Source organism: Kitasatospora sp. NPDC094028, from assembly GCF_049543595.1.
GTDB lineage: Bacteria > Actinomycetota > Actinomycetes > Streptomycetales > Streptomycetaceae > Kitasatospora.
This window is the reverse complement of the sequence record NZ_JBMVFA010000011.1, coordinates 197,842-214,969: the sequence shown is the minus strand read 5'-3', so window position 1 is coordinate 214,969 and position 17,128 is coordinate 197,842. Positions and strand designations below refer to the sequence as shown.

General features: G+C 73.2%; 14 protein-coding genes. 4 read left to right on the top strand and 10 right to left on the bottom strand.

The features are described from left to right. The first annotated feature begins 243 nt into the window (after nt 1-243). Nucleotides 244-5,229: a MobF family relaxase gene (gene mobF / locus ACPC54_RS19365; protein WP_498966261.1), complete on the top strand. Its 4,986-nt coding sequence runs from the start codon at nt 244-246 to the stop codon at nt 5,227-5,229. Between the two features lie 732 nt (nt 5,230-5,961). Here mobF and ACPC54_RS19360 read toward each other — a convergent pair. After that, nucleotides 5,962-7,827: an RNA-binding domain-containing protein gene (locus ACPC54_RS19360; RefSeq protein WP_498966260.1), complete on the bottom strand. Its 1,866-nt coding sequence runs from the start codon at nt 7,825-7,827 to the stop codon at nt 5,962-5,964. A gap of 398 nt (nt 7,828-8,225) precedes the next feature. On the opposite strand from ACPC54_RS19360, the gene ACPC54_RS19355 reads away from it, so the two are divergent. Further along, entirely contained in the window at nt 8,226-8,561 is a 336-nt protein-coding gene (locus ACPC54_RS19355) for a hypothetical protein (RefSeq protein ID WP_498966215.1), read from the top strand. 110 nt (nt 8,562-8,671) lie between these two features. On the opposite strand, the gene ACPC54_RS19350 is transcribed toward ACPC54_RS19355, so the two are convergent. Beyond that, nucleotides 8,672-9,343, bottom strand: coding sequence for a hypothetical protein (locus ACPC54_RS19350; RefSeq protein ID WP_498966214.1), 672 nt, complete (start codon nt 9,341-9,343; stop codon nt 8,672-8,674). A gap of 353 nt (nt 9,344-9,696) precedes the next feature. On the opposite strand from ACPC54_RS19350, the gene ACPC54_RS19345 reads away from it, so the two are divergent. Together ACPC54_RS19345 and ACPC54_RS19340 are read left to right on the top strand one after the other, a co-directional pair. Beyond that, the gene (locus ACPC54_RS19345) at nt 9,697-10,122 is read left to right on the top strand and encodes a hypothetical protein (RefSeq protein ID WP_498966213.1); all 426 of its coding nucleotides are present in this window, start codon (nt 9,697-9,699) and stop codon (nt 10,120-10,122) included. 135 nt (nt 10,123-10,257) lie between these two features. After that, the gene (locus ACPC54_RS19340) at nt 10,258-10,662 is read left to right on the top strand and encodes a hypothetical protein (protein ID WP_498966212.1); all 405 of its coding nucleotides are present in this window, start codon (nt 10,258-10,260) and stop codon (nt 10,660-10,662) included. Between the two features lie 21 nt (nt 10,663-10,683). Here the strand turns inward: ACPC54_RS19340 and ACPC54_RS19335 are convergent, their stop codons facing one another. The 8 genes from ACPC54_RS19335 to ACPC54_RS19300 form a co-directional block, all read right to left on the bottom strand. After that, nucleotides 10,684-11,031, bottom strand: coding sequence for a hypothetical protein (locus ACPC54_RS19335; protein ID WP_498966210.1), 348 nt, complete (start codon nt 11,029-11,031; stop codon nt 10,684-10,686). A gap of 138 nt (nt 11,032-11,169) precedes the next feature. Continuing rightward, entirely contained in the window at nt 11,170-12,396 is a 1,227-nt protein-coding gene (locus tag ACPC54_RS19330) for a nucleotidyl transferase AbiEii/AbiGii toxin family protein (RefSeq protein WP_498966209.1), read from the bottom strand. An 8-nt stretch (nt 12,397-12,404) separates the two neighbouring features. After that, the gene (locus ACPC54_RS19325) at nt 12,405-12,845 is read right to left on the bottom strand and encodes a hypothetical protein (protein WP_498966207.1); all 441 of its coding nucleotides are present in this window, start codon (nt 12,843-12,845) and stop codon (nt 12,405-12,407) included. Then, nucleotides 12,842-13,711 (bottom strand): hypothetical protein, encoded by an 870-nt coding sequence (locus ACPC54_RS19320; protein ID WP_498966206.1) that lies wholly within the window; start codon nt 13,709-13,711, stop codon nt 12,842-12,844. Before ACPC54_RS19320 ends, ACPC54_RS19325 begins: the two co-directional genes overlap by 4 nt. Next, complete coding sequence (locus ACPC54_RS19315) at nt 13,708-14,286, bottom strand: hypothetical protein (RefSeq protein ID WP_498966205.1); 579 nt, start codon at nt 14,284-14,286, stop codon at nt 13,708-13,710. The genes ACPC54_RS19320 and ACPC54_RS19315 overlap by 4 nt, the downstream gene beginning before the upstream one ends. Further along, nucleotides 14,279-15,772 carry a type IV secretory system conjugative DNA transfer family protein gene (locus ACPC54_RS19310; RefSeq protein ID WP_498966204.1) on the bottom strand — a complete coding sequence of 498 codons (1,494 nt, stop codon included), beginning with the start codon at nt 15,770-15,772 and terminating at the stop codon, nt 14,279-14,281. The genes ACPC54_RS19315 and ACPC54_RS19310 overlap by 8 nt, the downstream gene beginning before the upstream one ends. Beyond that, complete coding sequence (locus ACPC54_RS19305; RefSeq protein WP_498966202.1) at nt 15,769-16,818, bottom strand: hypothetical protein; 1,050 nt, start codon at nt 16,816-16,818, stop codon at nt 15,769-15,771. Before ACPC54_RS19305 ends, ACPC54_RS19310 begins: the two co-directional genes overlap by 4 nt. Beyond that, nucleotides 16,815-17,123, bottom strand: coding sequence for a hypothetical protein (locus ACPC54_RS19300; protein WP_498966200.1), 309 nt, complete (start codon nt 17,121-17,123; stop codon nt 16,815-16,817). The genes ACPC54_RS19305 and ACPC54_RS19300 overlap by 4 nt, the downstream gene beginning before the upstream one ends. Nucleotides 17,124-17,128: the final 5 nt, after the last annotated feature.

The following is a 17,128-nucleotide window of genomic DNA, read 5'->3' as shown; positions in this document are numbered from 1 at the left end:
GCTCCCGCTCCGCCCTCGCTCCCGCTCCGCCCTCGCTCCCGCTCCGCCCTCGCTCCCGCTCCGCCCTCGCTCCCGCTCCGCCCTCGCTCCCGCTCCGCCCTCGCTCCCGCTCCTCTTCACCACACCATGTGCATTACTTTTCAGATCGTCGTACCGATCGGATACGATCAGCCCCGTGATCACCCAGATGGATGCCTTCATAGCCTCTGACCAGGGGTTCTTTGAAGGCGTCCGAGGGTGCGAATGCTGACCATCCACCCGGTGTCCGCGGGCACCGGTATCGACTACCTGCTGAGCACCGTCGCCTCCGACGACCGCACCCTGGGCGTCAAGGAGAACAACGCCCACTGGGCCGACGGAGTCGATACTCCGGGCGTCTGGATCGGGCTCGGAGCGGAAGCCCTGGGCCTGAGCGGTGAGGTCACCCAGCAGCACGCCGACGCGCTGTTCAAGTACGGCGAGCACCCCAACTCCGGCGAGACACTGGGCCGCCGGTGGCGCCAGTACAAGACCGTCGAGCAGCGGTACGCCGCCCGGCTACTGCTGGAGCCCAACGCCTCGCAGGCCCGCAAGGAACTGCTCCGCGCCCAGGTCGAGCAGGCCGGCGAGCGCGCCGCTCGGGCGGGCTGGGAGATGGTCGTCTCCCCCGTCAAGAGCTGGCAGGCGATGCTCGCCGTGGCCGACGACGAGGGCCGCGAGAAGCTTCTCGCCATCGAGGAGCGGGCCTTCCGGAAGATGTGGGAGCGCATCGAGGTGGACGCCGCGTACGCCCGGATCGGCGCGAACGGCGTCGCCCAGATCCGCACCGAGGGCCTGACCGGAGCGGTCTTCACCCACCAGGCCAGCCGGGCCGGCGACCCGGCCTTCCACCGCCACATCGCCATCAGCTCGAAGGTCCTGGCGGACGGAAAGTGGCTCGCCCTGGACGCCCGCCCCCTGCACCGCATGCGCGTGACGTTCGGCGAGATCTACACCGCCGAGGTCGAGCGCGGCATGGCCTCCGACCTGGGAATCACCGCCACCGAACGCGAGGACAGCATCTCGTTCGACAAGCGGCCGGTGCGCGAGTTCCGAGGCGTCGAGAAGGCGGTACTGCTCGACTTCTCCTCCCGCCGCCAGCAGACCGAGAAGCACCTGCGGGCCCTGCTCAGCACCTTCCGCGCCCGCGAGGAGCGCGAGCCGAACCGGGCCGAGCTGCACCAGCTCGGGCAGGTCGCCGCCCTCACCGCCCGCCCCGAGAAGGAACTCCGTACGGAGGCCGACTCGCGTGAGGACTGGCGCCGCCGGGCCCGGGCGGCCGGCCTGTCGAACCCCGAGAAGATCCTTGAGATCGGCCGGCGGGCCTCGGAGAAGGCGGCCAAGCGGAGGCCGCGCACTCCCGAGGAGATGGCCCTCGAAGCCCGTCGCAACACCCGGCTGGAGGACATCCCCCGCTCGGTCGTGACCGTGCTGGAGCAGCAGCGAGAGACGTGGACCAGGCCCAACGCCGAGGCCGAGGTCATCCGCCAGCTCACCACGACCGGCTGGCACATCAAGCTCGGCGAGCAGTACGACTCCGTCGTCCAGCAGCTCACCTCGGCGGCGCTGTCGCCGACGTGGTGCGAACTCGTCGACATGCCGGCCCTGCTCCCGGTGCCGTCCGCCTACATCCGCGCGGACGGCACCTCGCTGTTCCACGACGCCGGGTGCACGCGCTACACCAGCCACAACATCAAGGCCGCCGAGCGCGAGGTGGGTGCCGCCGCGCTCACCCCGTCCGCGGTGCGGACCCTGACCGTCGAGCAGATCGACGCCGCCCTCGAAGCCGGTCGCGCCGAACGCGGCTTCGACCCGAGCGAAGAGCAGCTCGCCGCCGTCCGCGGAGTGTTCACCGGCGACCGTCAGGTGCAGGCCATCATCGGCCGCGCGGGCGCGGGCAAGACGACGATTATGGCGCTGCTCCGCGAGGTCGGCGACGTCCACGGCATCCCGGTGATCGGCTTCTCGAACGGCCAGGTCCAGGCGGACATCCTCGGCGACGAGGCGAAGATCCGTACCGAGAACCTGCGCCGCTGGCTCACCATGAGCGAGTTCATCGCCACCCAGGACCCCGAGTGGCAGCTGCCCAACGAGGCGATCGTCATCATCGACGAAGCCGGCCAGGCCGCCTCGACCGACATGGCCGCCATGCTCCGCCAGGCCGCCGCCAAGGGCGGACGGCTGGTACCCGTCGGCGACCCGCTGCAGCTCGGCGCACCCGGCCCGGGCGGCCTGCTCGCCCAGATCGAGGCGGACGCCGGAGCCATCTACCTGCACGAGGTCCGCCGCTTCCGCGACACCGACGGAGCGCTGCGGACCTGGGAGATCGAGGCGTCCAAGGCGCTGGCCGACGGCGACGCCAAGGCCTCCTTCGACGCCTACCACGCCCGCGGCCGGATCGCGGCCGGCAGCGCCGATGCGATGGCCGAGAAGGCGTACGACGCCTGGCGCTCCGACACCCGCGACGGCCTGCGCTCCATCCTCATCGCCTCCGACAACGCCACCGCCGCGGCCCTGTCCGCCCGCGCCCAGGAAGACCTGATCCGCGCCGGAGTCGTCCAGGACCGGCGCACGGCACGCCTGAGCGACGGCAACCGCTCGGGCGCCGGGGACACCATCGTCACCCGGAAGATCGACCGGAAGCTCAAGGTCCACGGCGGGCGCGGCTACGTCCGCAACGGCGACATGTGGACCGTCATCCGGGTCCGGCGCGACGGCAGCCTCGCCGTGCGCTCCACCGACTCCAAGGCGACCGCGGTGCTGCCCGCGCACTACGTCGAGCACTCGGTTGAGCTCGGCTACGCCGTCACCAAGGACCGAGCCCAGGGCCTGACGGTCGACACCGGCCACGCGCTCTTCGCCCAGGGCATGAACCGCAACGGCGCCTACCCGTCAGCGACCCGCGGCAAGTTCGCGAACTTCATCTACCTGATCGTCAACCCCGAGATGGTGCCGATCGTCGGCGAGCCCGACCCGGTCAAGACCGCCCGCCAGGCGTGGGCGCAGATCGTGGAGAAGGACGGCACCACCCGCTCGGCCACCGTCGCCCAGCGCGAATCCCTGGACGCCTCCGAGGCGCTGCACACCCTGGTGCCGCAGCTGCGCTTCACTCTCGACGACCTCGCCGCCGACCGGCTGGTCGCCCTGCGCGAGCGGGTCCCGATGGCCGAGCGGATCGTCACCTCCGAGGCCTGGCCGGCGCTGCGCGACGTCATGACCCGCATCGACGCTGGCGGCGGCGACTCCATCGAGGCGCTCCAGCGGGCGATCCCGGTCCGCGATTTCGGCGACGCCGAGGACATGGCCGCCGTCCTCCACTGGCGTCTGCACCAGGACGAGCAGGTCCTCGCCGCGCTCGACGCCGCCGAGCAGCGCCCGCTGTCCCAGGCCACCGGGCAGCGCCTCCTGGACCAGCTGCACCTCACCCTTCCCTCCGCCGACGGCAGCGAGAAGACCACCTTCGCTCACGCCCTGGCCCGCGACATCGAGGCCCGCGCCGAGGCGCTGGCCGCCACCGCCGCCGAGGAGGCCACCCTCGCCACTGGCTGGGCGGCAGCGTTCGGCCCCTCCCCCGCTGACCCGCAGGAAGCGGCAGCCTGGCGGGCCAACCTGGCCTCCGCCGCAGCCTGGCGCGACCTCGCCCAGTGGACCGACGCCACCCCGCTGGGCCCCGCCGCCGAGCCCGGCCCCGACCACCTGCGCCGCCTGTGGCGCGACGGCCAGCCGCCCGTCGAGGAGGCCGTCGCCACCGCCCGCGTGCTCGCTGCCCTCGAGGCCGGCGCCCGCTGGCTGGACGCGCTCGGCCCGCTCCCCGAGCACGACGACCGACGCCACGCGGCCTGGATGGACGCCGCCCGCGCCATCGACACCTACCGCCAGCGCTGGGACTACGGCCGCGAAGACCTGGCCATCGGACCGCGCCCCACCGAGCCCGTCCAGGCACTCGACTACGACGAATCCCACGCCACCATCACCACCTGGCGCCAACTGCAGCCCGCCCACCAGCCGGTCGTCGAAGCCGACCGCGAGCGGCTACGCGAGCAGGCCCGCCGCGGCGAGGAAGCAGGCGCCCGGGCGGCCCGCGCCGCCCAGGTGGCCGACGAGGCACACACCGCGCGCCTGGCCGCGCTCGCCGCCGAACAGGCCGCCGCCGACGCGGCCAACCGCGCCGAGACGATGCGCACCGCTGCCCAGCAGCCGGGCCACAGCACCGACGTCCCCACCGCGCTGGCGCGCGCCGAGGAACTCGCCGAGGCCGCCCGGCAGGCCGAGCAGCACGCCCAGGACGTGGAGGCCGAAGCCGCCGAACTCGCCCCGCAGGCGATCGAGGACCGGGCCGCCGAGCGCTCCGGCGCCGACGCCGAAGTCGCCCTCGCCGCGCTCGGAATCGAGCCGACCGCCCAGTCCCCGGCCTGGCGCCAGCGCCCCTTCGGCCGCCTGACCGACGCCGCACTCAAGGAGGCCCAGGCCAACGCCCTGGCCACCGCGCGACTGGCCGACCTGGAAGCAGACGAGGCCGAACGGCGCGCCGCCGCGCTGGACGCGGACCTCGCCCCGGGCGGCCGCATCGACACCGAGACCGCCGCCCGAGCCGAGCACGTCGAAGCGATCTCGGCGCTGCGCCAGGCGCACACCGACCTCGGTCAGCTGGGCGAGCAGCAGCGCTCCGCCACCGCGGACGCGGCCGACGCCGCCACCCGCCTGGCGGCGACCGGCCGCTTCGGCCGACCGGTCCTGCGCGGCACCGAACGCGACGCCGTCCAGGAGCAGGCCACCCGCGCCCAGGCCGCCGCGGCCGCCGCCGAGCAGCGCGCCGCCCAGCTGCGGGCCGAGATCCAACGGCTCACCGAGCTGGCCGGAGACCCGGCCGGGCACGAGCAAGCGCTGGCCCAGTGGCAGCAGCTGGGCGGCAGCATCGAAGCCGTCACCGCCACCGAGCGGGAGGTCACCGCAGGCGACGCTACCCGCGCGCGGCTCACCGCCGAGCAGCTGCGCCGCCGCGCCGCCGACCAACGCGAGCGGGCCGGCGGACTGCGCGGCGAGGCCCGCACCCGCGACGCGATGGACCCCCAGCTGCGCCGTACGGAGGACGCTGAGCGCACCCGCGCAGCCGCCCAGGCCCAGCAGCAGCGCGCCCAGACCGCCGCGCAGGAAGCGGCTCGCCAGCAACTCGACCAGGACCGCAACCGCAACAACGGCCGCCGCCGCTGACCTCGGAACCCGGCGCGGGATCGGCCCCCGCCCGGAACCGGAACAGCGAAGAGGGCCCGGTGACCCGGGCCCTCTTCGTCCAGGTTGCGCTTGCTTGGGTCCGAACTGCACCCGCGTGCACGGACTGGCCACCTGGTGGTGCCGATGCTGCGCACGCCGACCGGCATACGGGGGACGACGTGTTGGTTGGACAGTAGCGGAGAACGCCTGGCGATGTCGGGATCCGCGCCCCAGTGTGGTCTGTGTGGGTGAATTGCGGACGCGAACGGACGATCAGCCGTTCGTCCATGGCGATGTCAGCACGGCACCAGGACCGGTTGGCTCCGCGGGCGGGCGCACCGCCGTACGGTCAGCCAGTTGCCCGCACGGCCGTGGCGCAGTCCGGGCAGATCCGGCCTGCCCAGCGCGGCGGCCACCATCGACCGCCCGGTCCGGACGGTCTCCAGTGCTCCACGATCAGCGCTGCGGTGTCGCGGCCGCAGAGCGTTGTCGGCCCCGGATCTCCCGGTACATCCGGGTCTGACGGCGCGGCGTGGACCTGCCGGACGGCCGATGGCTCCACCGGCTCGCCGCTCGCCAGGATCGCCCGGGCGTCGGCGGGCTCCATCAGCTCCAGCAACACAATCAAGGCCATGGCTTCACCGTGCGCCTGCCCCGAGAGCCGCGCACCCCGCAGTGCCACGCCCCGCCGGCGGGCACCAGGCAGAGCGTGTTGCAGACCGTGGAACAGAGTCAGAACGCCGACTCGTCGGCGTCCAGGAACCCGAAGTGGTGCGCCATCTGCACGAGTGCCTGCCGCACGACGGCCCGGCGCTCGTCCTGTTCCAAGCCCGGCGCGGCGAAGGCGGTCACCCCCATCGAAGGCAGCTCCCTGCCGCGGCGCCCGCCCAATCCGGTGACGTCCACGAAGTCGGTGAGCGTCTGCCGGGGCCCGGTGTGATCGTGCGGGTGCTCCATGCTGAACCGGATCTCGACCTGCGGGGCGTTGCTCCACCGCAGTGCCGACGCCCCCGTGCTCACCGAGGCCGGCAACTCCTCGGAGGCCATCTGCCACCCGGCGGCGGCGAAGTAGTAGAGGTCTTCCAGGGCCAGCAGCTCCCGGGGCCCCGGCGCTGGCCGCCCACCCGTTCGGACGAGCCGCTCCCAGACATCCCGGTCTCCCACCACCAGCTCGGCGCAGGTGATCACCGCAGAGTCGCTGGGGTTCGGCAGCCCCAGAAAGACCTCGGCGGATAGCGCGACTTGCCCGTCCGTACCGGTGAGGGCGGTGGCGTAGCTGAAGGAGTTCCGGCTGCCCTCCAGGCGCCCGACATCCCACGTCGGTATCCAGGACACGGACCCGTGGTGCATCGCGAGTGCGGCCGCGAACTGCGACAACTCGCTGGAGGCGAGCGCGCCCAGCAACTTCCTGCGTTCGAGCTGCCGCAGCTCGAACGCGTCGTCACCGGCCCACGGAAGGGTGGCGGTCACCCGCATCCGCAGCTGCGGCGCCTGCACGCCGTAGGCCCAGTTCCGACCCGCCCGGGTCGAATCCGCACTGAACCGGACCTGCGGCTCCCACCGCCACGCCGCCCCGTCGCCGCGGCGAACCAGCCGGCCCGGCCCCCAGGAACCGTCGACCAGCCGGACCTCACCGGTGGCTCCGTCCACCAGAGCTGGCACCGCACCCGGGAGCACCGCACCGGGGTCCGGGAACCCGAGCGCGGTGAACGCGTCGACGCCGAGGGCAGCACTGCCCTCCAGCCGCAGCGCCTCCCACACGCTCTCCGCCACCGCGACCACCGGCCGCCCCGGCAGCTCGCACAACACCCAGCCTCCACTGGCGCCGACCCCGATGAAGTGCTGGACCAGGCCCGGCCCGTCGGCGTAGATCTGGCCGTCGGCGCTGCCGAGAACTTCTCGGCCGCCGAGCGCCTCGTACGCCGCAGCCCACCGCCGCTGCGCCGATGGCACCCCCTCACCGGGGGCAGCCGCCGTGGCAGCGGACACGCTCTGGTGCACGGCCGCGGTCGCGGCCTGCGTCGCGATCTCGGCGAGAACCTCCCGGCTCGGACCCCCGGTCGCACTCCAACCGGCCCCCAGCAGCCGCTGCACCTCCGCCCTCGGGAGCCAGACCGTCCCGTCCCCCTCGCGGACCGGGACCGCCACCGAGTCGGGGTGGCCCTTCTCCCCACGCGTCGGCGCGGCCACGAGGTGCGGCAGCCGGGCGGTCGGCTGCGCGGGCACGTGGATGAGCAGGACACCGTGCTCCCCGTCGACCGGGATCCAGTCCACGTCGATGCCGCGGGGCGGTGGCGTGATCCGCTCCCGGATCAACTTGCGGTGGCGGTCCAGGTCGACACGGTTGCGCGGCACCGGCTTGAGGCGGTCGAGGATCTCCTGCTCATGCTCGGGGCGGGTGCCGATCCCGATGACCAGCAGCCCGCCGGTCGCGGTGTTCGCGAGCGCGGCAACGTCCTTCACGAGTTCCTCGGCCTTGGCCGGGCTGTCGAGGTCGTAGATGCCGCCCTTCGCGTCCAGCCAGACGCTCTCCTTCAGGCCCAGCACGTCGTCAAATCGCCCGTCGAGAAGGGCCGCCACCGCACCCGCGAGGTCCATGTTCGCCACCGGCCCAGTATCGCGTCCGGGCTCGCGCGGCATCGAACTGCCCAGCCAGATCCCGTCCGCCGCTGCCGGCGCAGCACACCGGGTGGTCCGAGTCGACCGCCGGTCAACCCGCTGCGGCACCGCACCCGCCACCGGGTGCGGCAGCAAGGTGAGGGATCTTCCCTGGTCAGTACGGGGCACCCAACGGACGTCCCGCAGGCGGCTACGATGCACCCGCAGCAGGGGCTGGTCCCCCTGCGGGTGGCGGCTCCCAGGAGCCGAGGATTCCAACGCATCCGGCCGCCGACCGGATCGACCGCGCGAAGACCAACGAGGCGCTCGCGCAGCGGACCGGTCGGCCCCGGCACACCGTGCTGCCCTCGACCGCCCCCTTCAGGAAGGACCCCGTTGTGAGTCTGCACGTGCTCAGCCTTGACACCCCACCGTCGTCGGACGACTGGCTGGAGCTCAGCTCCTACACCCCGGCCGATGACGGCTTCGAATGGCGCGACCTGCTCACCGAGCAGGACATCGACGCCTCCGGCGGGTACACCGACGATGTCCGCAAGATGCTCCACACCATCCCCGGCGCGAGCGCCCGCCTCCAGGAACTCGGCGAGCTGCTGCTCATCACCACCGTCCGCGAGGCGCTGCGCCTGGCCGTGTGCGTGCTGCGCCTGGAAGATATCGGCGAGCTGCGCCGCGCCGACGGCGACCCGAACTCATTCGCCAGCGCCCGCTCGTAGCACACGGTCCGACGGCGCAACCCCGGGCTTCGACCCGGGGTTGCGGTGCGGTACTCCGGCCCGCGCACCGGTCGGACGACCGGGCTCCCGAGTCGGGCACCCCGGCATGGTCAGCTCGCGGTCCGGGCCTTCTGGACGGCCTGCGGTAGCTGCTTCTCGACCAGCCCGGGCGCGCCGGTCAGCATGACCTCCACGCTGCCAACGCGCACGGCCGCCTGCTCGATGACCGTGGTCGAGGCGGCGCTTGAGATCGTCATCGTCTGCCGGTACTGCTCGTCGCCGAGCGGGGCCGGGGTCATCTTGGCGATGGTGATCTGGACCGGGGAGGAGCCGGCGGTCATCTGGAACGACGGGCACGAGGCGTACGCGTCGAAGAGAGCCTTCACCCCCGAGGACAGCTTGGCCGTCGTGTCGCTGTGCAACTCCTCGCCGAGCGCGGAGACGCCGTCGGGGCCGGTGAAGGAGAACGAGGCGGTGGCCTTGGCGGCGAAGGCGAGCGGCTTGCCGCCGGACGCGCCAGCCAGCTTCTCCAGCGCCGGGCAGCCCTGCATACCGACGTTGTCGGAGCCGGCCGCGCTGCTGCTGGGCGCCGGAGCGTAGCCGGCACCGAGGTCGGCGGCCGTCAGCAGCCGCTGCTGCAACTGCTGGGCGGTGAGAGGCGCGGGCTCGGCGGCCGCGCCCGGCTGGCCCGGGCCAGCCGGGCCGCTGCTGCTGGAGCAGCCGGTGGCGGTGAGCGCGAGCAGTGCGCCGGCCAGGGCGATCGTGGCTGTCCGGTGGTGCATGGTTCCCCCTGGTTGGTGTACGTCGGGAGACCATAACAAGGACACCGGCCCGTGAGCGGGGCAGGTCCGAACCGAGCCGGCCGGTACCACTCACCCCTCCAGTTCTCCCGGCGCAGCTTGTCGCGCGCCGGGAGACCGGCCCGGTCCGCCCCTCGGAACACGACCTGTCGTCAGGAGGTCGCGGGCAGAGCGACGGCGGAGGGCACCGTCGCCAGTGGCAGCCGGTCGGTGGAGTCGAGGCGAGGGCGGTACCGGCAGGCCCCCGTGAGGGTGAACGGGCGGCTGGCCGGACTCCTCCTGGTCTCCGGGCACGCCACACTGATCCGTTGAACCCGACCGGCAGGGAGATGTCCATGCACATCGGCAAGCGCTTCACCATCGGCGCCTCCGGCATCACGCTGGGCTTCGCCGCGTTCGGCTGGTGGGCCATCAACGTTCCCTACGCGGCGATCGGCCTGTCCGCGAGCGGCTACCCGGGCCTCTTCGGCTGGATCGCGGCGCTCTTCCTGCCGCTGGCCGCCACCACCTGCGCCGCCACGATGCAGCGCCTCGAGTCCGGCGGCCGGCGCTCACGCAAGAACGAGGCGATCACCGTTCTTCTGCTGCTGTTCCTCGCCATCGGGTACGCCGGTCTGAGCTACCCGGTGGGCACACCGGGGCGAGGTCCCTGGGTCCTGCCCGTCTTCTTCGGCGGGCTCGACGTGCTCTTCGGCTACCAGGTGCCGCGCGTCATCTTCGCGATCGCCGCCGAGCCGACCACGCACGCGGAGGCGAACTGAGCCGCCACCGACCCCGGGGCGGTGATCAACACCACCACCGGGACCACGGCGGGCGGACCCGCCAGCGGCACCAGTACCAGCGCCTCTTGAACGATTCCGGTCACCTTCCGGCCGCCGGTGCACGATGATCAGGACGTGGTGAGTCTCGAGAGTCCTGACCTGTGGTGGGCGCGGCGGTGCGACGAACGGCTGCTCGCCCTCGACCGGCTGATGTGCGCCTGGGGAGTACCGGTACTGGGAGAGGTGCCGTTCCTCGACGAGGTGCTGGACAAGGTGGAGCACACCCTCGCCTGGTGCGCGCAGGCCGGCGAGCAGCAGCGGGCGTCGGGGCTCCTGTTGAGGCCGGCGCTGGAAACGCTGAGCGCGGCGGAGCGATTGGGCGGCACCGCGTTGGCCCTGGTCAACTTCCACCTGTGCCGGGCGATCGGCCAGGTCGAGCAGGCGGCGGCGCTGATGCCGGCCCCGACCCGACCCACTCTCCCGGGCCCGGACCGCGGCTGGGACCACCACGCCGGTCAAGCGGCGACACCGCTGCAGTAGTCGCCCGTACGGGTGGTCGCCTCACCGGGCCCGGACTGCATCGGGCGTTTTTAGGATCACGCCCACGGCCGGGCCGCGCTCGCGCACGACGGCGACCAGGGCGCTGAGCTCCGCACTGCCAGGGTGTTCGGCAAGCAGCCGGTCCCCATCGGCGACCAGGTAGTACGAGACGCCCGCCCGCCGTCGCAGCCAGGAGAACCGCTGCTCCTCCCGCTGCGTTTCGCGGCTCTCGATCTCGCTCACCACGCGGTGCAGCACGGCCAGGCACGTGCGCAGGTCCGCACCGTACGGCAGCGTCTTGCCTGTCGACGAGCGACCGATCCGGGCCGTTGTCGCCGGGCCATCGGGGAGTTCGAGCTGCAGCCGCATGACTCCCATCTTCTCAAGGGACCAGGCTGCCCCCGGAAGCGGTGGCCTGCCCGCGAGCGGCCCGCCGCCCAACTGGCTCAGCAGTCGATCAGGCGGTCGTGCCGACCTGTCCCAGGTTCGCGGCGCAAGCCCTGTCGGCTACGCGCGGGCGGCCTGGCGCTGGTGCGGGGTCGGAGCGGTGGCCCGGGCGAGCGCGTTGTTCCAGCTCGGCTCCTGCTTGGCGGTGGCCTGGCCCTTCAGTTCACGGCGGACCGTGGTCTCGGCCGCGCGTTCCTCCGGTTCCAGCTCGGCGCGGCGCTCCAGCTCCCCGTCCAGGGTGTCCGCCTTCTCGCGCAGCCCCTCGGCCTGGTACTGGAGCTCGCCGGCCAGCGTCTCCTTGCGCTTCACGTCTTCCTGCTCGCTGTTCACCGCGCGCTGCACGAGCTCCGGGTCCGCGCCCTGATCGCGCAGCATCGCGGCGAACGAGCCGCCGCCGGAGGCCTCGTAGTTGTCGCGCATCCACCCGGCCTCCTGCGCAGCCTTGTGCGCCTCGGACTCGGCGACCTCGGCCAGTCGGCGGCTCCTCGCCGCTTCCATCGTCAGGTCGTGGTCGGTGAGCAGCGACTGCGGCTGGTTGGCGGAGATCCGCTCCGCCGCCGCCTCGGCCTGGTCCAGGTAGAGGGCCTGGACGCCGGCCGCGGGCCCGTTGGCCTGCACCTGGAGGGGGTTGGGCTGGTCTGCGGCCAACTCGGTCGTCCAGGACAGGATGTTCATCCGGATCTCGGCGGCCTCGAAGGCGTCCACCTCGTAGCGGGCGAACGACTCGTCGGGGATCTCGGCGACCTGTCCCAGCTGCGAGCGGAAGATCACCGGGTCGACCGGGGAGCGGTTGTTGGCGACCAGGTGGGCGTCGACGACATCCGGGCCCAGGACCGTGTTCATCTGGTTCAGGTCGATGAAGTCCTTGGCCTCGGTGCGCCACTCGATCGCCTCAGCCTTCATCTGGACGCAGTCCTCCACCGCGAGGACCCGAAGGCCGTCGATCTCGGCGGGGTAGAAGTTGGTCTGCATCGGCACCATCTGGACCGTCACCGGCTCGCTGTCGGGCCGACGCGGGTCGGCGACACTCAGGTTCGCCGCCTGGTTGAGCGCCCAGACCTTCTCGACGGCGACCTCGTAGCCGGCCTCGGTCAGCGCCTGGACGACCTCGGCCCGGGCGGCGGCGCCGTCGGTGTCCACCGCGTTGAACAGGTCGATGTCGTCGACCGGGCGGTCGGCCAGGCCGTGGGCACGCAAGGCCATGCTCCCGGCCAGGGCGTAGTCGTACTTCTCCCCCACCGCGTCCAGCGCGACCCTGGCGACCGCCCACTTCTGCTGCTCGTCCACCGGTCAGCTCACCGCCCGGAGGCCAGCTGCGGGAAGCGGCGTTCCCACACCCGCATGATCGGCGCCTCGGCCAGGCCCGGTGCCCACAGCGCGGCCAGGAGCTGCGGGTTCAGCAGCGCGGCCTGCTGCTCGGCGCTCCCGTCGGCGAGCACGACCCGGTATAGCGCGCGCAGCAGCCGGGCGTCGGCGACGTCGAACCGGTCCGGCAGCTCGCTGCCGCCCACCAGGTCCGCCGGCACCTCGACGGTGCCGAAGGCCGGGCCGCGCAGCTGGGCGAAGTCGTCGACGACGCAGAATCCCGCCGCGGCCCGCCACCGGCTCAGCCCGGGAGCCTTCAGGGCCTCGCCGATGTCGGCGGCCAGCGTCCCCTCGGCGACGGCGCGCTCGATCCGGGCGGCGTGCGCGTCGGCCATCCGCTGGCCGCTCTCGCGCGGGCGGGGGGTGCTCATCGAGACTCCTTGTATATAGGGGACAGGGAACTGGTCGGCGCGGGCACGGCAGCGGCCAGCCAGCGGGCGGCCGCCCGGTGGGTGCCGGTCAGATCGCCCTCGCCGACGACCTGCCCTTCGGCGTACCGCCACAGCAGATCACGAAGGGACGCGGCCCCGGCGGCGGCGTCCGGTGCCGGGGTGCGGGCGGCGCCGACCATCACCTGGGCGAGCGCCGCGGCGGCCGCGGGCATCGCGTCCAGTTCCAGGACCACCTCGCGGCGCCCGCGCAGCGCGCCGGAGCGGGTGAGCGTGACGGCGGCCAGGGTCCGCGAGGTCGGCGCGTTGCGGGCCGGGTAGGGCACCGACCAGTGCGCGGCCAGCCACGGCGCGACCTGCTCGGTGACCCGGATCGTCCAGGTGCCGCCGGGCCCGTCCTGGCGGGCGACCTCGCTGGACAGCGCCGAGCGGCGCGCCTGCTGCCACACCTGGTGGTCGCCGTCGAACGCCTGGGTGCAGGGGTGGCCGGCCAGGTAGGCGAACGCCGGCCACACGGCGGTCAGGTCGGTGACGGCGAGCAGGCCGTGAGGTCCGGGCCAGCCCGGCTGCGCCGGCTCGGAGTCCGCGACCGGCCACCAGGCCATCGGCTGGTGCAGCAGGTGGCGGGCGAACGGCCAGGACAGCACCTTCGTGAAGTGGCTGCCCGCGTTGTCGCGGCCCAGCAGCAGCGCCACCGAGGTGGCGTAGGGCGGCAGCTCGAGCAGGAACTCGAGCTGGCCGCGCAGCATCTGCCCGCCCGCCACGGTGAAGTCGGCGACCGCGGCCCAGTGCGGCCACACCCGCCCGGCCACCACGGCGGCCGGGGTGGGCAGGGTGGTGCGGGTCATTCCGCGACCCCCTGGCGCAGCATCTCGTGGACCGCCGGGTGGCGGGCCGGGCGGGTCATCGCGTCGCTGGTCTTGGTGTAGGTCTGGTACTCGGTCTCGATCTCGGCGAACTCGCGCTGCTCCGGTTCGTGGTGACGGGCCGACGTGCACTCCTTGAGCGGCAGGCCCGAGACGATGCGGTCCATGATGAGGAACCAGTCCGCCTCCGCGGTGTCGCGCTTGTCGCCGGGGCTGTAGACGCGTACCCAGGAGACGAAGAGCGCGGCCAGGCGGTCGCGGACGTCCTCGTGCTTGTACCAGCAGGGGGTGATCTCGGCGTGCTTGCGCTGGGTGCGTACCAGCCAGTTCACCCAGATCCGCAACTCGGCCATCCGCTCGCGGCGAACGGCCGGCTCCATCGCGTCGAACACCCAGCCCGCGAGGTCCGCCTCGTCGATCTCGGGTTCGTAGTCGTCCCCTAGGATCTCGCCGGTCTCCCGGTCGACGATCTCGCCTTCGAGGACGTCCTCGTCGTCCGGGGGCGTGCCGCCGGTGCCGGTGGGGCCGGCGTAGGGGGGTTCCAGCTCTTCAGGCATACGTCAGCTCCTTCGGGGCGCGCTCGTCTGCGGGGGTGGTGAGAGCCACCAGGTCCTGGTCGCCGCCGGCGTTGCGCAGGTTCACCCGGATCGGCCGCTTGTTGTGGTACTGCACGACCGCGGTGTAGTCGTCGAGCTGCTGGAGGGCGTGGATGGGCGCCAGGTCGTGCTCGGAGGTGGACGTGGTGCTCGACTGGGAGCCGTCGCTGCCCCGGGTCACCGTCGCCTTCTTCACCTCGGCGCGGCCCAGCATCCGGTTGAAGTAGCTCAAGGTCGGCTCGTCCGCGACGCCCGGCAGCAGCATCCGCATCGGCGAGGCGCTGAAAACGGTGTTGGCCTTGTCCTCGCCCAGGCTGGTGCGCAGCTGGGACAGGTCGTGCCAGATCGTCAACATGACGATCCCCATGCCGCGCCCGGTCGTCAGCACGTTCGGAAGCTCGGGGTAGCGCAGCAGGTTGCCGGCCTCGTCGATCAGCAACCCCAACGCCGGTGAGAGGGCCTTGCCGGTGCGGGCGTACTTGGCCTCGGCGGCGTGGATCATCGACGCGATCAGCGCGGTGATCAGCGGTGCGAAGCGCTTGCTGTCCGAGGTGGAGGCGACGATCGCCAGGGTGCCGCCCTTCTCCAGGATCTCCTCGACGTTGAAGTCGGAGCGGCTGCTGGTCTCGCGTACGGCCTTGTCGGTGTAGACCCGGGCGATGACGTTCAAGGTCAGCTGCACGCTGCCGATGCCGTCGTCGTGCAGGCGCCGCCAGGGGGAGGCGTACTCGTCGGCGGCGTCCGGGAAGCCGCCGTCGGCGAGGATCCCCTCGACGGTGTCGGCCGCGTCCTTGCCCAGGCGCAGCCAGCGCCGGAACCCCTCGATGCCCTGGCCCGAGACGCGGGCGGCCAGCAGCAGGCCCTTGACGATCGGCTGCGCCTGCTCCAGCCAGGTCTGCGAGTCGGGGTTGTTGCTGGAGGCGGCGGCTTCGGCGAGCCACTTCGCCATCCGGTCCGCGTCTTCCTCCGTCTTGCAGTAGTCCACCGGGGACCAGTGCGCGGTCTCGCGTCCGGGGATGCCGCCGGGGGCCACGACGTGGACCGGCTTGCCGTCGGCCGCGCGCCGGGCGTAGATCAGGTCGAGGTCGGAGGCCTTGGTGGTGGTGATGACCAGCGCACCCGCCCACTCCAGCGCATTGGGCAGCAGCAGGCCCATGGTCTTGCCGGAGCCGGGCACCCCGAACGCGATCCCGGACAGGCACGGCTGAGCGGCCACCAGCTTCTTCGACACCGTGCCGCGTCCGGCGATCAGCCGGTCCTGGCGCTCGGCGAGTTCCTGCGGTGCGCGCAGTTGCTTCTCCACCGCCCGTCCGCCCCAGGTCGCGCCGTTGCCCTTGCGGTCCCACGGCTTGAGGACCAGCGCGGCTACCGGAACGGTGATCCCCAGCAGCGCCCACGGGGCGTACTCGGCGACGCCGCCACCGCCGAACATCGAGGGAAGGGTCATCGTGCGCTCCCGGAACCGTGAGCGGAGGTGGTCTTGTTCTTGGCGGCGGCCAGCGCGGCGCGCGCCCGACCCAGCCCGGCGCTGGTCGTCGCCGGGTCCGGCGGCGCGGTGCCCAGCTGCAGCGAGGCGAACGGCGGCGGAGTCGGTGTCGGCCTGGCCGCCCCCGCCATGGGGTCGGCCGGCGCGAACACCGCGGTGCCGGGCCGGGCTGCCGGGGCGGCGGCCCGCCGGGCCCGGTGGTGCTCCTCGCGGCGCTCCGCGCAGCGCGGGCACGCGGCGCCGGTGTCGTCGCGCACCCCGTCCTCGCACATCCGGTCCGGGCACTCGCCGTGGCGTACCAGCGCGACGGCCACCCCCAGCGGGCGTTGCAGCGCGCCGGCCGCGGCCTTGTCCGCGTACCCGTGCAGCTCCCAGCGCCGCTGAATCCGCTCGGCCAACTGCTCGGGGGTGCGCCCGGCCTCCAGCTCCCGGCGCACCGCCTCCAGCACCGTCGCGGGCAGGTGCTGCGGCAGCAGCACGGCCAGCGGGCCGGGCAGCTGCGCCAGGACGCCGCGCACCGCGCGGGCCCCGGCCCGCTCCGGATCCTCGGCCGGTTCCTCCGGAGGCGCGGCCGAACGGCCGCCCCCACCTGCGGCCGCGGGGACCTCGCCGTTCGACGGCTGCGCACCGGCCGTTGCTGCTGACGGGGCGTCGGGCTCGACGGCCACCGAGACGGCGTCCGGATAGCGCTCGCGCAGCTCGGCCAGCTCCTCGCCGGTGGCCGGGGTCGCGAAGGCGTACAGGTCGGTGGCCCACCGGCCGCCCCCGCTCTGGTGCTTGACCCTGGCCACGTAGCCCAGCGCGATCAGGTCCCGGGTCGCATCCAGCAGCTGCTCGCGCCCGGGACCGCGGTGGCGCGCGAGGACGTCCATCGTCAGCTCCCGGTGGTGCCGGCCAGCGGCCAGCAGCACATCCAGCAGCCCGAGCGCGGTGACGCTCAGGCGCTGGTCGTCGCGGGTCGCATCCGCCAGGGCGGTGCCCTCGGCCCGGCCCGGGTAGATCTTCACGCGCACACCCCAGCGGGGTGGACGGCGTAGCCGTCGGCGATCGGCCGCAGGGCGCACGGCTGCCAGAACAGCGCGGACACCCGGCTGGTCAGCTCGTCCTCGCCCGCCTCCACGGGCAGGTCCGGCAGCGGCTCGAACCGGTCCTGGAGGCAGCAGCGGCAGGTGTAGTACACCCACCAGCCCGGCACGGCGGACCGCTGGGCGGTCAGAGTGCCGGACCACGGGCCGCGCTCAAGGACCAGCTGGCCGAGCAGCGCGGCCACCGGGGCGTGGCCGGAGGGCAAGGCAAGGACGGGCGTGGTCAAGGGAA

Excerpts from the sequence above, each read along its gene's own strand:
- ACPC54_RS19315 (WP_498966205.1), bottom strand. The coding sequence starts at position 14,286 with ATGCCTGAAGAGCTGGAACCCCCCTACGCCGGCCCCACCGGCACCGGC.
- ACPC54_RS19360 (WP_498966260.1), bottom strand. The coding sequence starts at position 7,827 with ATGGACCTCGCGGGTGCGGTGGCGGCCCTTCTCGACGGGCGATTTGAC.
- ACPC54_RS19325 (WP_498966207.1), bottom strand. The coding sequence starts at position 12,845 with ATGAGCACCCCCCGCCCGCGCGAGAGCGGCCAGCGGATGGCCGACGCG.
- ACPC54_RS19310 (WP_498966204.1), bottom strand. The coding sequence starts at position 15,772 with ATGACCCTTCCCTCGATGTTCGGCGGTGGCGGCGTCGCCGAGTACGCC.
- mobF (WP_498966261.1), top strand. The coding sequence starts at position 244 with ATGCTGACCATCCACCCGGTGTCCGCGGGCACCGGTATCGACTACCTG.
- ACPC54_RS19335 (WP_498966210.1), bottom strand. The coding sequence starts at position 11,031 with ATGCGGCTGCAGCTCGAACTCCCCGATGGCCCGGCGACAACGGCCCGG.
- ACPC54_RS19345 (WP_498966213.1), top strand. The coding sequence starts at position 9,697 with ATGCACATCGGCAAGCGCTTCACCATCGGCGCCTCCGGCATCACGCTG.
- ACPC54_RS19320 (WP_498966206.1), bottom strand. The coding sequence starts at position 13,711 with ATGACCCGCACCACCCTGCCCACCCCGGCCGCCGTGGTGGCCGGGCGG.
- ACPC54_RS19350 (WP_498966214.1), bottom strand. The coding sequence starts at position 9,343 with ATGCACCACCGGACAGCCACGATCGCCCTGGCCGGCGCACTGCTCGCG.